Genomic DNA, 14,481 nt, shown 5'->3' with positions numbered 1-14,481 from the left:
AGTTCTGGCCTTCAACCATCGCTGATTGAAGACCAGAACCGATCACTCTACGAACCGGTGCGAGTGAGCTCCAATTCGAAATGCGGCTTGCCCTTGCGCGCATGCCACGCATTCACGAGGAAACCATCCGCGGTTGGTTCAAAGGCCAAGTCGACGGCAGCCGGCAAGACCACCGGCGTCTTGAATTCAACTGTCCACGAGTAGCTCTGCTGCGCGGGCTCGATACCGGCCAAGGCGCGCGCTGCCAGGTAAATGCCGTGGGCAATCGCGGCAGGCATTCCAAGTGCCTTGGCACTCAAAGCCGACAAGTGGATCGGGTTATAGTCCCCTGCAACGTTGGCCCACCGCCGACCGGTGCCCGCATCAAGTTTCCAGTGGGCGGTGCGAACCGGAGCGTCGAAGACTGTGCGTTCGCTTCGGATCGGCTCTTCACCCGGGAGCTTCACGCCCTTGGCCAGGAATGTGCTGCGCAGGACCATGCGGTCCTGGCCGTCGACGACAATGCGGATCACCAGATCGCAGGTGACGCCTTTTGCGTGTGCACTCAGATTCTCGCTGTGGACCTCGATGTCAAAGACCTCGTCCTCACTCAGAGGCTGAGCCACGTCCACCTGGTTGCCCAAATGGATCATGCCCAATAGCGGCAACGGAAAATCATCACGCAGCATCAAGGACATGGCCAGCGGGAATGCCAAGGAGTGCACATAGAGGCTGGGCAGCACCGCATTCATCGGTGCTCCCACGGCCCTGCGGAACTCGTTGAGCTTGCCATGCTGCGCCTGCGCGCCTTGGAATACCAACACTGTTTCAGGCAGCACCGGGTTCTTAGGCTTGCGTCCCAGCGTTTTGGCCGCCTTGGCGTAAACCGAGGCCATCGAAGGGATTTCGGAAACGATCAGCGCGCTCATTTACGCACCAACCAGCGACTGGCCACACACTCGAAGCACCTGCCCATTCAGGCCTGCAGCTGCATCTGAACCGAGGAAGCTAATCGCCTCGGCCACGTCTTCCGGCAGGCCGCCCTGCATCAGCGATGGAAGGACCATGCGTGCCACCGTGCGGGTGCCCAATGGAATCTTGGCTGTCATCTCGGTTTCGATGAATCCTGGTGCCACTGCGGCAATGGACCCGCCCTGTTCAGCGAACAGCTTGGCGCTTGATCGCACCATTCCGATGACGCCGCCCTTGGAAGCGGCATAGTTCGCCTGTCCTCGGTTGCCTGCGATGCCGGAGGTGGATGCCAGCGAGACAATGCGCAAGTTAGGCAGCTTGGCTGCCAGGAACGCTTCATTCATGCGCAATTGCGAGGTGATGTTCACGGCGATCACCGAGTCCCACCGCCCAGCGTCCATATTGGCCAGCAACTTATCCCGGGTGATGCCTGCGTTATGCACCACGATGTCCAGCGAACCGTGACGCCCGATTGCGTGATCCATGATCTGTTGCGCCGCATCTGGTGCGGTGACATCCAATTGGAGGGTTGTGGCGCCGATGGTGTTCGCGACCTTGGCCAGCGAGTCTCCGGCCTGCGGCATGTCCACTACAACAACCTGGGCGCCATCACGGGCCAGGGTGCGGGCGATTGCAGCGCCGATTCCACGCGCCGCACCGGTGACCACTGCGACTTTCCCTGCCAACGGCTGCGCGACGTCTGACGGCAGTGCCCCGTCCTCGGTGCGGACCGTCAGGAACTGGCCATCGATATAGGCGCTGCGCCCCGAGAAGAAGAAGTGCAACGCTGCCAACGCACTGGGGCTGACCGGCGTGGTGGATTCTTCAAGCACGATGCCATTTGCGGTGGAACCACCGCGCATTTCACGACCGAGCGAACGGATGGCTCCATCGATGCCCTGTCGCACGGCGGCGACCTCCGGAGCGTCTTGAGCCTTGGCCGGACGCGAAATGGAAACCACTCGCGCTCCTGGCAAGAGCTGGCGAAGCGCACGACCAGCGCTGAGCATCACTGGCGACAGCGACTGCGGATGGTCCATCTCATCAAGCAGCAATAAGATGCCGCCGAGTTTCGCATCTCCCGCGTCATGACGACGAACATCCAGCCCCCAAGAGACCAGGACGTCGCTTAATTCTTGTGCGTGGGTCGACGCTCCAAGCACCAGCAACGGGCCAGGCAGCAACGGGCTTCCTGGCGCATAGCGCCGCAGGCGTGGCGGACGAGGAAGGCCCAAGAGCTTGGCCAGTTTTTTCGTGGCTCCGGAGTTCACTATCTCCATGTACTTATCAGCCATTAGCTACGAGCCTCCAAGATTGCGACAACGCCCTGTCCGCCTGCCGCGCAAACAGAAATGAGCGCACGGCCCGAACCCTTCTCATGAAGCATCTTTGCGGTGCTGGCGATGATGCGTCCACCGGTGGCGGCGAATGGGTGTCCCGCGGCCAGCGATGAACCGTTGACGTTCAGCTTGGCCCGGTCGATTGCTCCCAGCGGAGCGTCGAGTCCAAGCTTTTCACGGCAGAATTCTTCGTCTTCCCATGCCTTGAGCGTTGAAAGCACAGTCCCTGCGAAGGCTTCATGGATCTCGTAGAAATCGAAGTCCTGCAAGGTGAGGTTATTGCGTTGCAGCATCCGGGCCGTGGCATAGGCCGGTGCCATTAGCAGCCCTTCGGCGCCATGGACAAAATCCACGGCCGCAGCCTCAAAATCAACAAAGTTGGCGAGCATCGGAAGGTCGTGGCTGCGCGCGTAGTCTTCGCTGCCCAGAAGGACCGCCGAGGCGCCATCGGTCAGCGGGGTCGAGTTGCCGGCAGTCATTGTTGCTTCATCGCCAAGGTTCTTGCCGAACGCTGGCTTCAGCTTGCCCAGCTTCTCCAGGGTTGAATCCGCACGAAGGTTGTTGTCCTTGGCCAGGCCATTAAAAGGAGTGACAAGATCGTTGAAGAAGCCGCGGTCATAGGCCGCCGCGAGGTTCTTGTGGCTGGCCAGGGCCAGTTCGTCCTGTGCTTCGCGGGTGATTCCCCAAGCCTTGGTGGTCAACGCCTGGTGGTCGCCCATTGACAATCCTGTGCGCGGCTCGCCGGTACCAGGGGCCGAAGGGGCCAAGTGCGCAGGGCGGATCTTAGCCAGCGCCTTCAACTTATCCTTCGTGCTGCGTGCGCGTGAAAGTTCCAGCAGGATTGCACGCAGGGATTCTGAAACTGCGATCGGCGCATCTGACGTGGTATCAACGCCGCCGCCAATAGCCGACTCCAGCTGGCCCAGCTTGATCTTATTGGCCAGCGAGCCAATGGCCTCCATGCCGGTGGCGCAGGCCATCTGCACATCGTAGGCGGGAGTTGCCGGGTCCAGTGAAGAGCCGAGCACGGATTCGCGCATGAGGTTGAAATCCTTGGAATGCTTCAGCACGGCGCCGCCGCTGACAGCGCCCATGCGCTCGCCTTGCAATCCGAAACGGGCGACGAGGCCTTCAAGTGCGGCGGTGAACATGTCTTGGTTCGACGCGTTGACGTAGGCGGTGTTGGAACGAGCAAAGGGGATGCGATTGCCACCGATAATCACGGCATTGCGCACGGACTGCTGGGTCATGTTCAAAAACTCCTACATGGATTGTTGTGACTCCTATTACTGTAACCAAGAGTACATGATACTGTGAGTAACGTGAACAAGATCACGGAAGTTATAGACGGTGAAACTGACGGCCGAGCCGTGCGCTGGCACGCGCATCGCACTGCCCGCCACGAGGAACTGCTCAAGCTCGCACGCAAGGCCGTGCACAAGCTGGGGCCTCAGGTATCCATGGAGGACATCGCCAGCCACGCGAAAACATCCAAACCCGTCTACTACCGGTACTTCGGAGACAAAGAAGGACTGCGCCAGGCTCTGAGCGCCAAGGTCATCAACGATTTCCGCGACCGCGTCATCGCCGCGGCACTGGCCAAGGACCAGGAACTCAGTTCCTTGCACGCGATGGTCACGGCCTACCTTGAACTGGCTACCAACAGCCCCAACCTCTACTACTTCGTCACCGGTGCTCAGCGCTCGGCCGATGACGAATCCGCAGGGGCACTCAACGATTTTTTCGATGAAGCCTCGGAACTGATCAGTGTCCGGCTGCTGAAACTCTACGACCAAAAAGCCACGGCTGCCGCCCTCAGCTTTTGGCCACGAGCTGCCCTCGGCATGGTCCGAGCGGCTGGAGAACAATGGCTGCGCCAACCGGAATCAGACTCAAAGCCGAGCCTCGAAACCATGGCCCAGGAATTGACCAATTGGTTGGCCTACGGCATCGCATCGACTTCCGATGTGAAAAACGCATGAAAAACAACGCATCAACATCCGACTCAACACAGAATGAAAGGCACGTCATGAGCGAGAACCGCATCAACGTCACCGATCTGGCCGAACAGCTGCTCGGCCCTTACGCCGAAATCCGCAAGGCCTCCCGTGCTCGCGCCGCCCGACCGGAGCTTCAGCGTGATCCGCTGCTGGGCATGGACGAGCACCGCGAACGTGTCTTAGGCCAGCTCGGCCTCCTAGTTGAAGAAGAAGCCGTTCAGCGGGCATTCCCGACAAAATTCGGTGGCTATGACGACCACGGCGGGTCCATCGCCTCTTTCGAGGAGCTAGTTGCCGCCGACCCTTCCCTTCAGATCAAAGCCGGTGTCCAATGGGGACTCTTCGCCGGAGCCATCCTGCACCTGGGCACCGAAGAGCACCACGCCAAGTGGCTTCCAGATGCCATGAGCCTGGAGACCCCTGGCGCTTTCGCCATGACCGAGATCGGCCACGGGTCGGATGTTGCTTCGGTGGCCACCACCGCAACCTACGACGAGGAAACCGAAGAATTCGTCATCCACACCCCGTTCAAGGCCGCCTGGAAGGACTATCTGGGCAACGCCGCGCTGCACGGCAAGGCAGCAACCGTCTTCGCCCAGCTGATCACCAAGGGCGTGAACCATGGCGTGCACTGCTTCTACGTGCCGATCCGCGACGAGGACGGCAACTTCCTGGAAGGCGTCGGCGGCGAAGACGATGGCCTCAAAGGCGGGCTGAACGGCATTGACAACGGACGCCTGCACTTCACCAATGTGCGTGTTCCACGCACCAACCTGCTCAACCGCTACGGCAATGTCACCGCTGACGGTTCCTACAGCTCGCCTATCCCTTCGCCAGGCCGCCGCTTCTTCACCATGCTCGGCACATTGGTGCAGGGTCGAGTTTCCCTGGATGGTGCCGCAACCAGCGCTTCGAAGATCGGCCTGCAGATTGCTGTGACCTATGGCAATCAGCGTCGGCAGTTCAACTCGACGTCGGACACCGAGGAAACCACGCTCCTGGATTACCAGCGTCACCAGCGGCGCTTGATCACCCGTCTGGCTCGCACCTACGCTTCCTCCTTCGCCCATGACGGACTGCTGGATAAATTTGACGCCGTCTTCTCGGGACGCGCCGATAGCGATGACGACCGCCAGGATTTGGAAACTCTTGCGGCTGCCTTGAAGCCATTGAGCACGTGGGATGCCCTGGATACGTTGCAGGAATGCCGTGAAGCCTGCGGCGGCTCCGGTTTCATAGCCAAGAACCGTTTCACCCAGCTCTACCAGGATCTGGATGTCTACGTCACCTTCGAAGGCGACAACAATGTGCTGTTGCAGCTCGTGGGAAAGCGCCTGCTCACCGACTACGCTTCCGAATTCCGCAAGCTGGATACCGGAGCCATGGCCCTTTATGCAGCAAAGCAGGTTGGCAACACCGCCTTGCACCGTTCGGGTCTGCGCAGTGTCGGCCAAGCACTGGTCGATATCTCAGATGAACGAAAGAGCGCGAACTTCTTCAAGGATCCAGCCAATCAGCGCGCATTGCTCACCGACCGGATCAATGCCAAGGTCGCCGAAGTGGCCAACGCGCTTCGCGCCGCTGGAAAGAATCCAGTCAAGTCCGCACAGGCCTTCAACGACAACCAGGAACTGCTGATTTCCGCGGCTCGCGACCACGGCCAGCTTTTGCGGTGGGAAGCATTTACCGCTGCGCTGGAGAAGATCTCGGACCCGGTAACCGCAGAAGTGCTGACTTGGCTGCGCGACGTGTTCACGCTGACCCTCATTGAAGAGGACCTCGGCTGGTTCCTGGCCAACGGCCACCTGTCGATGCAGCGTGCACGGACGCTTCCTGGCTATATCAACCGCTTGCTCGCCCGCCTGCGTCCACACGCGCAGGACCTGGTTGATGCTTTCGGCTATACCCAGGACCACCTGCGGGCCGACATTTCCTCCGGCGGTGAAGCAGAACGCCAGGACGAAGCCATGGAGTACTTCCGGAAGCTGCGCGCCAGCGACAATGCTCCCATCAGTGAGAAATCGCTGAAGAAAGCCTCCGCCTAACCAAAAACTTTGGCGTCCGATGTCCCTTGAAAGGCATCGGACGCCAGTATTCTTTAACGACTTATCACCTGCGCTGCGCCAGTGCGACGATGAGCCCTTCAGGGCCACGGATATAAGCCATGGCCCAGACCTCTTCGTATTCGCCAATCCCGCCGATCAGTCCATAACCTTGGCTTTCCAGTTCGGCCACCGCAGCCCTCAGGTTGTCCACTTCGAAGGCCAGGGATCGCAATCCCGGTTCGTTGGCCATGGCCTCGGGCTGCCCGGGACCATGCACGGGCCTTTCAAAACTGGAAAGCTCGATTCCCACATCGCTATCCGGGGCTTTCAACATCACGATGTTCGTGCGGGAGTCCGGGATGCCGCAAACGGTTTCCAGGAATTCGCCTTCAAGGCCATCGGCTTGCCCATCGACGTGCAGGCCCAATGCGACGAAGAATCTGGTGGCTTCGTCGAGATTCGCCACGGTAACACCGATGTGATCAAACCTCTTGATCCGTCCCATGCCCAACTCCTTGCGCCTCGGATCGTTGTCTCATTCATCCGTTCTCATGCTACGAGCGTGTCTGCGTTCCTGCTATAGGCGACGCTCCACTAATAGTTGCCGGGCACGGAAAAGACTATGATCGGACAACTTAGCCTCAACGATCGGCTTATGTCCCTATCCGGGGACCGTCTCATCCAATCCCAGGTCCAGCAGAACCTTGATCAGCTTCTGGCGTTGGGCATCATCCAAGCCTCGAATAGGCTTGGGCAAGCAGTCGAATTGCGCCAAGCCGAAGTGCTCTGCTATCGCCGCCCTGACCCTCAGGCTTCCGCCGAATTCAGTGAATAGCGACCACAACGGCTGAAGATCACGGGATGCCGCCAGAGCTCTGTGGTGATCACCCGATTGAGCTGCACGGGTAATCGCCATCATGGGTTGTGGAAGTATCCCGCCGACCGCGGTATACCAGGCATCGCATCCGGCAATCAGTCCCGCGGCGCCTAAGGCATCACCGGAAACACCAATGGTGACGTGCGCGGGCAAGACGCTGCGAATCGCCGCAATATGGTCCTTGGCTTTCCCGGGATCATCGGGCACTCCTGGAACCTTGATTGACGCGATTCCCGGCAGCGCGGCAATTCGCGCATAAAGGTCCTTGGTGAAAGCAAAGTGCGTAGTCCCCGGATTGTCATAGACGATCACCGGCAACTCGCTGTGGTCAGTAGCAGCACGATACAAGTCGAGAACTTCTGAATCACTCATCTTCTGATAGCCCACAGGAGCAAGCAAGACGCCTTCGGCTCCTGCGGCCTTGGCATCGTCGATATTCGCCAGCACTTGAGAGGTACGCATTGCGCCTACGCCGATGATCACTGGAACATTGGTCGAATGTTCTACCGCGAGTTCTGCAACTCGTGCTCGTTCTTCTCGGCTCAGATACATGTAGGAGCCAGTTGAACCAAGAGCAGTGATCGAATCGACTCCAGCGGCGCAAAGCCGCTGGACCATGGCGATGAACGAAGGCTCATCCACTTGGTCATCATGCAAAGGAGTGAGCGGAAATGCGCTCAAGCCGGTAAAAGTGTTCATGGGCACCTCTCAAGTTCGGATGTTCTTATCGTGGCAGATGCACATGTCTACTTTGCCGAAGCGGGCATGGTGTCGGACGTATCGGTGCTGGCACTCGTGGCCCTTGAACGGATAGCGAGCAGTGCGCAACAGATGACCACAGCGCCTCCAGCTATTGTGCTCCAGCCGATGTTTTCACCCAGCAGCAACGCGGCCCAAAGGATTGTCAGCACCGGCTGCACCAGTTGCACCTGGCTGACCCGCGACATCGGTCCGATGGCCAATCCGCGGTACCAGGCGACAAAACCCAAGTACATGCTGACGAAACCCAAATAGGCGAAGGCACCCCATCCAGCTGGACCGCTGGAAGGAGCTTGGTGATGAAGACCGATCAAACTCAGGACCAGCATCAGTGGTGAGGCAAGGACCAAGGCCCAGGAAATCGTCTGCCATGCACCTAGTTCACGGGCGAGCAGTCCGCCTTCGGCATAACCGATGCCGCACACCACCACCGCAGCCAAGAGCAGAAGATCCGCGGGTTGGAGTCCTGCCAGTCCCCCGCCACTGATCACTGCGAAGACTATGGCTGCCAGCGCCCCGATAGCTGCTGCGCACCAGAAAGATGCCTTGGTACGTTCCTTCGTGCGAATTACCGCGGCCACCGCTGTAGCTGCCGGAAGGATGGCGATGACCACGGCTCCATGGTTCGCTGCCACGCTGGCCATGGCAAACGAAGTCAGCAGCGGGAAGCCAAGCACCACTCCGAAAGCAACCACCGACAGGCGCAGCCATTGAGAGGTATTCGGGCGTTCTTGTTTCGCAGTCCAAAGTGCGATCGCGGCAAGGATGGCGGCGATGACCGCCCGTCCGGCGCCGACAAATATCGGGTCCATGCCCTCATTCGCCACGGCAACGCGGGTCATGGGAACCGTGAATGAAAAGGCGAGAACCCCGAGCGAACCCCAGAGCAACCCGGCTGGAGTATTCAGTAGCGGTTGCCACAAAGTGAGAGTAGCGGTACTATGATGCTTCATGATTAACAGTAGCAGTGAAAACCTCGTTTTGATACTGCGGGACTGGATCACGCAGGCTCCTGCGGGGACCCAGCTGCCATCGACTCGACAACTGGTTGCGCAACATTCGCTCAGTCCGGTGACCGTGCAAAAAGCCCTGCGGACACTGATCGCCCAAGGTCTGATCGAGTCGCGCCCCGGCATCGGAACTTTTGTCCGCGCCGCGCCGATCGCCAGACCGTACGACTACGGATGGCAAACTGCCGCGTTGGGAATCCCCCGGCAAAAGCTCCCGCAGGTACACGCCAGCCAACGCACGCTGCCCAACGACTTCATCACGCTCCATTCGGGATATCCGGATCGCGAACTGCTGCCCGAAAGACTGGTCAAGGCCGCTTTCAGCCGGGTAGCACGCAGTGAATCCGTGCTCCAAAGGACAGAACCGGCAGGACTGCCAGAACTCCAGTCATGGTTTGCCCAGGAGCTCGCAGAACAAACACTTCCGGGCCTCAGCGCGCCAACCGCAAGGGACGTCATTGTCCTGCCGGGCAGCCAAAGCGGACTTGGATCAATCTTCAGAGCGCTGGTTGGCGAAGGGCACCCGATGCTCATCGAATCGCCGACCTACTGGGGAGCCATTCTCGCCGCCGCGCAGGTCGGCGTAAACCTGATTCCCATTCCGGCAGGACCCCACGGTCCTGATACCCAAGAACTTGATCGTGCCTTTGAACGCACCGGAGCCAGGGCGTTTTATGCCCATCCGAACTTCGCCAATCCCACTGGGGTTCAGTGGAGTCCGGAAGTCTCCGAACGGGTGCTTGAAATCGTCAAGAAACGCGGCGCATTCCTTATTGAAGATGACTGGGCCAAGGACTTCGGGGTCAACGCCGATTCATCTGCGCTCGCGGCGCGAGAGGATAGCGGGCACGTGATCTACCTGCGGTCGCTGACCAAAAGCGTCTCCCCTGCGGTGCGAGTCGCCGGGCTCATCGTCCGCGGGCCGGCGCGCGAGCGGATCTTGGCGGACAACCAGGCGCAATCGATGTATGTCAGCGGCCCGCTACAGGCAGTGGCCTTGGATGTAGTCAGCCAGCCCGGCTGGCGAACCCACCTGCGATCGCTGCGCCAACAGCTGGAAAACCGCCGTGATCTGCTCATTGATGCCCTGGCGCGCCATGTCCCCGAAGCCCATCTGCAACAAATCCCACCGGGAGGTTTGAACCTGTGGGTTCAGCTTCCCGATGGGACTGATCTTCGCCGTTTAGAACGGGAGTGCGAGGCGCGCCGCCTGGCGATTGCGCCGGGTGCCACCTGGTTCCCTGCCGAGGAATCCGGTCAATACCTGCGGCTGAACTACTCCGGACCGAATCCGGGCGCTTTCGACGAGGCAGGACGGATCTTGGCTGAGGCCTTGCAGGCCATCAGCCGCTAGGCCAGGCCGTCGACTTCCACCAAGCCGCGGCGGGTAGGCACCGGCGCAATGTGGGTCCCGTTACCGGCAACGAGCTGGACATTGAGCAGGCGCGGAGCATTGCCCTGGGCGGTCTGCAGGATCCACGGGCCCACCATCAGGTAGGAGCGGTCGTTTTCGGCTTCGGTCACCACCCCGGTGATCACAAAGTCGCCGTAGGGTTCCTGGCTGAAGGAAGCCACCACCAGATCGCCGTGGCCCAGCTGCGAGACTTCGACATCCTCAGGCGAGAATTCGCCTTCGAACTGGGCCGGGAATGCTCGCACGTCCTTATCCGGTTGCCGCTGCATCACCTCTGAACCATCTGAGGCCTTGGCCTTCTTCTTGGCCGCCGCCGCGTTCAGCCCGCCAACCATCACATCATCCAGGACCGTGGTGTGGGCAGCGCCGGTCACGAGGAAATTTCCGAAGCGTTCGGTCTTGTACAACACCGAAATGACTTCGGAAGCTTCAATGGCGCCAAAGGCGGCTTTCATGCCGGCGACGTCACGCTTGGAAGGGCCCTTGATGAAGGTGTCCATTGGCTTTCTCCGATGCTAAGGATTTGCTGGATTCAGCCTTAACCCTAGGTCAGATTGCCCGGCCAAGGAAAAACGCTAACCTCGCAAGGCCGCATCGAACCACCCGGTGATGCTCGCCGGGTGGGTGATCGCGGTCTCCACCACTACGGCAAAGGCTCCGGCATCCATCGCGGCACGGGCTTGCGCCGGGGTGTGGATCCTGCCTTCAGCAATCAGCGGAAGGCCCAGGTTGGCCGCGGCGATCTGCTCGATCAGTTCCAGGTCCGGCCCCTCGGTCTTATTCCGCTCGCCCGTATATCCGGCCAGAGTGGTCCCGATCAAATCGGCTCCCGCCTCGGCCGCCGCTAAGGCATCATCCAGGGAGCCGCAGTCAGCCATGACCAGCGCGCTGCTGCGTTCGTGAACGGCGCTGATCGTTTCGGCCAGGCTCTTTTGATCGGGTCGCTGTCGCCGGGTGCCGTCCAAAGCGACAATATGCGCCCCTGCCTGGAAAAAGTCGTTGGCGAAATGGAAGACCATGCCTCACGTGATGAGACCTTCGTCGAGCAGGACAAGGCTTTCCACCGCATCCTCTTCGAACCGCTGGGCAACCAGCTGCTGACCAATCTTCTCGGGGTCTTCTGGGATGTCTACCGGACCATCTACGACGCCATCGACACCGATCTGGCCATCACGCAGCCGGTGAAGACCGCGCAGGATCATCGCGATATCCTCAACGCCGTGCGCGATCGCGACATCGAGAAAGCCAGCGAACTGATTTCGGAGCACTTCCACGGGATCCGCGCGCTGCTGGCCAACCGCCAAGTTGAGCAGGACGGGAGAGCGAATTAATTATCGCTTCAAGGTCTCAAACATTCATTTCACAGCTAAGCTGGGATGGTGGACACTCTAGAACGCTATGCACCAAATGAAAATCTGAGACGCGATGAAGCGGCTTGGCGCGCCGAAAATATCACGTGGCACTTCGCCGAAGTGCAATTGGATCTGGGCAATGCCCCGCAGCCCTCGGCCACCAGCTTCGGCTCGGTCACGACGCTCAATTTTTCCTCCGCGCGCTCCGAAACCTTCATCGACTTCATCCACGAATCCGTTGAGGAAGTATTGGTCAACGGCACAGCCATCGACTTGTCGGCCGCAGTGCTGGACTCGCGCATCTATCTCGAGAACTTGCGCACCGACGTGCCCAATACCGTCAAGGTCACCGGCCAGGCCCTGTACTCCCGCTCGGGCGAAGGACTGCACCGTTTTGTCGACCCGCAGGACGGCGAAACTTACCTCTACACCCAGTTCGAACCTTCCGAGGCTCGACGGGTTTTCGCCTGCTTTGAGCAGCCGGATCTGAAAACCAGCTTCCGCTTCACCCTGACCGGCCCCTCAGCCTGGCACCTTGCCAGCAACCAGCCCATCGTGGACGAAGTCTTCCACGATGACGGAACCAAAACGGTGGCCTGCTCCCCCACTCCGCCGATCTCCAGCTACATCACCGCGGTGCTGGCTGGCCCGTACCATGTAGAGCGCGGCGAGCACGTCCAGGAACTTCCCGACGGCGAAGAGCTGGTCATCGAATTGGCCGCCACCTGCCGCGCTTCCCTGGCTGAGCACTTCGACGGCCAGGAGATCCTCGATCTCACCAGCCGAGGCCTGAACTACTTCCACGAACTCTTCGACTACCCCTACCCTTGGGGCAAGTACGACTCGGCATTCGTGCCTGAATACAACCTCGGCGCCATGGAGAACCCTGGCCTGGTGACCTTCACCGAACGCTACGTATTCACTTCCCATGCCACCGAAGGCCAGTACGAGCAGCGCGGCAACACCATCATGCACGAGATGGCGCATATGTGGTTTGGCGACCTGGTCACCATGAAGTGGTGGGACGACCTGTGGCTGAAGGAATCCTTCGCCGACTACATCGGCACCCTGGCCAATGACGAAGCCACCGACTTCACCACCGCCTGGACCACCTTCGCGGCCCGCCGCAAGGCCTGGGCCTACGTAGCAGATCAGATGCCGACCACCCACCCGATCGTGGCCGACATTCCCGACCTGCTGGCTGCCGACCAGAACTTCGACGGCATCACTTACGCAAAGGGCGCCAGCGTGCTCAAGCAGCTCGCCGCCTTCGTCGGCGCAGACGCCTTCCGCAACGCGGCCCGCTCGTATTTCCGCAAGCACGCCTACTCCAATACTTCACTGGAGGATTTCCTGCAGGCACTGGAAACCGCCAGCGGCCGGGATATGCGCCAGTGGGCTGATGCCTGGTTGAAAACCAGCGGAGTTCCAAAGCTGAAGGTCAACTACAGCACCGATGGGCAGGGGGTCATCACCCGGGCGCAGCTGGATCAATTCGGCACGGATCCGGTAACCGGCCAGCCGATCGTTCGCCCTCACGTTCTGAGCGTGGGCGCCTATGAACTGCGTGGCGGACAACTCGTGCGCACGGACTCCGTGCCGGTAGAACTTGTGGGCTCCTCGGTAGCCCTTGATTTCCTCGTTGGCCGGAAGGTCCCTGACCTGATTTTGCCCAATGACGGCGATGAAACCTACGCCTTGATTGAATTCGATGCGGAATCGCGGGCAACCCTGTTGGAGAATTTGTCAGGGCTATCCGACTCCTTGCCGCGCGCCACCTGCTGGGCTTCGCTGTGGGACGCGGTCCGTTCCGCGACCTTGGACGCCCAAAACTACGTGGAGGCCGTATTGGCCCATGCGCATACGGTGGCAGATGCCGGCGTTTTCGGGGTTCTCACCGACCAGCTGGTGACATCGATTTCCAAGTATGTTGCCCCGGAGTTGCGCGCCGAGCTGCGCTCTCGTGCCGCCGAGGTCCTCACCGGCTGGCTCACCACCTTCGAGCCGGGCAGCGATCAGCAGACCACCACGGCTCGCACGTTGACCAGGTTGGCCCGCGCCGGCGTGGCTGGCGATGTCATCGATGCCTTCCTCGGTGAACAGCCCAATAAATACCAAACCACGGTCGATGAGCAGTTGCTGTGGAATTCGTATATTGCGCTGGCTGCCGCCGGAAAGCTCGACGAAGCAGCCGAAGCGAAAATGCACGAGGCCGCGCGAAAGAATCCGACGAGCATCGCGCTGAATGCCGTTCGAACCGCATTGGCCGCTCGCCCGGTTCCGGAGGTCAAGGAAAATGCCTTCGACACCGTCTTGATGGCGCGCGACGACAAGGGCGAGCTCTCAAACGATGCGCTTTCGGCCACGGCCTTGGGCTTCGCAATGGGCTCGGCAGCTTTGTTGGCGCCATTTGAAGAGCGATTCTGGGCAGCAATCCTCCCGGTATTCGAAACCATGAGCATGGAGTTCTCCACCCGAGTGATCGAGGGTCTCTACCCGGGCCACCAGGACTTGGACGGAGCCATTGAACAGAATCACGCTTTGGCCGCAGCGTCTGCCTGGCTTGAGGAGAATGCACAGGCGCCCAGCGCGCTGAAGCGAATCCTGCTTGAAGAGCGGGCTGAACTAGAGCGTTCCTTGAACGCCCAGGCATTCAGCCGCACCAGCCGCTAAGCGCACGCCAAAAGCCAACGGGTCTGCGCCATGCATGATGCATGGCGCAGACCCGTTGGG

General features: G+C 60.2%; 12 protein-coding genes and 1 pseudogene. 5 read left to right on the top strand and 8 right to left on the bottom strand.

What is annotated here, in order from left to right:
- Positions 1 to 47: 47 nt before the first annotated feature.
- Genes D3791_RS16085 through D3791_RS16075 form a run of 3 tightly spaced genes read right to left on the bottom strand, consistent with a single transcriptional unit; the run spans position 48 to position 3,541 of the window.
- Positions 48 to 908, bottom strand: coding sequence for a MaoC family dehydratase (locus D3791_RS16085; protein ID WP_172512801.1), 861 nt, complete (start codon positions 906 to 908; stop codon positions 48 to 50).
- Positions 909 to 2,246 carry a 3-oxoacyl-ACP reductase gene (locus D3791_RS16080; protein ID WP_172512800.1) on the bottom strand — a complete coding sequence of 446 codons (1,338 nt, stop codon included), beginning with the start codon at positions 2,244 to 2,246 and terminating at the stop codon, positions 909 to 911.
- Positions 2,246 to 3,541 carry an acetyl-CoA C-acetyltransferase gene (locus D3791_RS16075; RefSeq protein WP_172512799.1) on the bottom strand — a complete coding sequence of 432 codons (1,296 nt, stop codon included), beginning with the start codon at positions 3,539 to 3,541 and terminating at the stop codon, positions 2,246 to 2,248. Before D3791_RS16075 ends, D3791_RS16080 begins: the two co-directional genes overlap by 1 nt.
- Positions 3,542 to 3,604: 63 nt before the next feature.
- Between D3791_RS16075 and D3791_RS16070 the strand changes: the two genes are divergently transcribed.
- Both D3791_RS16070 and D3791_RS16065 read left to right on the top strand, forming a co-directional pair.
- On the top strand, positions 3,605 to 4,273 hold the full coding sequence (locus D3791_RS16070; protein WP_246242219.1) for a TetR/AcrR family transcriptional regulator: 669 nt from the start codon (positions 3,605 to 3,607) through the stop codon (positions 4,271 to 4,273).
- Positions 4,274 to 4,320: 47 nt separating this feature from the next.
- Positions 4,321 to 6,336 carry an acyl-CoA dehydrogenase family protein gene (locus tag D3791_RS16065; protein ID WP_172512798.1) on the top strand — a complete coding sequence of 672 codons (2,016 nt, stop codon included), beginning with the start codon at positions 4,321 to 4,323 and terminating at the stop codon, positions 6,334 to 6,336.
- 64 nt (positions 6,337 to 6,400) lie between these two features.
- Here the strand turns inward: D3791_RS16065 and D3791_RS16060 are convergent, their stop codons facing one another.
- The 3 genes from D3791_RS16060 to D3791_RS16050 all read right to left on the bottom strand — a co-directional run bounded on the left by D3791_RS16060 (position 6,401) and on the right by D3791_RS16050 (position 8,925).
- A complete protein-coding gene (locus D3791_RS16060) occupies positions 6,401 to 6,841 on the bottom strand; it encodes a VOC family protein (RefSeq protein ID WP_172512797.1) in 441 nt (146 codons plus the stop codon).
- Positions 6,842 to 6,997: 156 nt separating this feature from the next.
- Positions 6,998 to 7,912, bottom strand: a complete 915-nt coding sequence (locus D3791_RS16055) for a dihydrodipicolinate synthase family protein (protein WP_172512796.1) — start codon at positions 7,910 to 7,912, stop codon at positions 6,998 to 7,000.
- Positions 7,913 to 7,959: 47 nt separating this feature from the next.
- Positions 7,960 to 8,925, bottom strand: a complete 966-nt coding sequence (locus tag D3791_RS16050) for a DMT family transporter (RefSeq protein WP_172512795.1) — start codon at positions 8,923 to 8,925, stop codon at positions 7,960 to 7,962.
- Between D3791_RS16050 and D3791_RS16045 the strand changes: the two genes are divergently transcribed.
- Complete coding sequence (locus D3791_RS16045; protein WP_172512794.1) at positions 8,924 to 10,336, top strand: aminotransferase-like domain-containing protein; 1,413 nt, start codon at positions 8,924 to 8,926, stop codon at positions 10,334 to 10,336. The two genes, D3791_RS16050 and D3791_RS16045, sit on opposite strands and share 2 nt — an antisense overlap.
- On the opposite strand, the gene D3791_RS16040 is transcribed toward D3791_RS16045, so the two are convergent.
- Both D3791_RS16040 and D3791_RS16035 read right to left on the bottom strand, forming a co-directional pair.
- A complete protein-coding gene (locus tag D3791_RS16040; protein ID WP_061952195.1) occupies positions 10,333 to 10,896 on the bottom strand; it encodes a hypothetical protein in 564 nt (187 codons plus the stop codon). The two genes, D3791_RS16045 and D3791_RS16040, sit on opposite strands and share 4 nt — an antisense overlap.
- 75 nt (positions 10,897 to 10,971) lie before the next feature.
- A pseudogene (locus tag D3791_RS16035) lies at positions 10,972 to 11,382 on the bottom strand (N-acetylmannosamine-6-phosphate 2-epimerase); the annotation flags it as partial.
- Between the two features lie 21 nt (positions 11,383 to 11,403).
- Between D3791_RS16035 and D3791_RS16030 the strand changes: the two are divergent.
- The gene (locus tag D3791_RS16030; RefSeq protein ID WP_246242217.1) at positions 11,404 to 11,727 is read left to right on the top strand and encodes a FadR/GntR family transcriptional regulator; all 324 of its coding nucleotides are present in this window, start codon (positions 11,404 to 11,406) and stop codon (positions 11,725 to 11,727) included.
- A 45-nt stretch (positions 11,728 to 11,772) separates the two neighbouring features.
- Positions 11,773 to 14,421: an aminopeptidase N gene (gene pepN / locus D3791_RS16025; protein WP_246242207.1), complete on the top strand. Its 2,649-nt coding sequence runs from the start codon at positions 11,773 to 11,775 to the stop codon at positions 14,419 to 14,421.
- Positions 14,422 to 14,481: the final 60 nt, after the last annotated feature.

The organism is Glutamicibacter mishrai (genome assembly GCF_012221945.1).
Taxonomy (GTDB): Bacteria; Actinomycetota; Actinomycetes; order Actinomycetales; family Micrococcaceae; genus Glutamicibacter; species Glutamicibacter mishrai.
The sequence above is the reverse complement of the archived record's forward strand: the minus strand, read 5'-3'. Positions and strand labels throughout refer to the sequence as shown.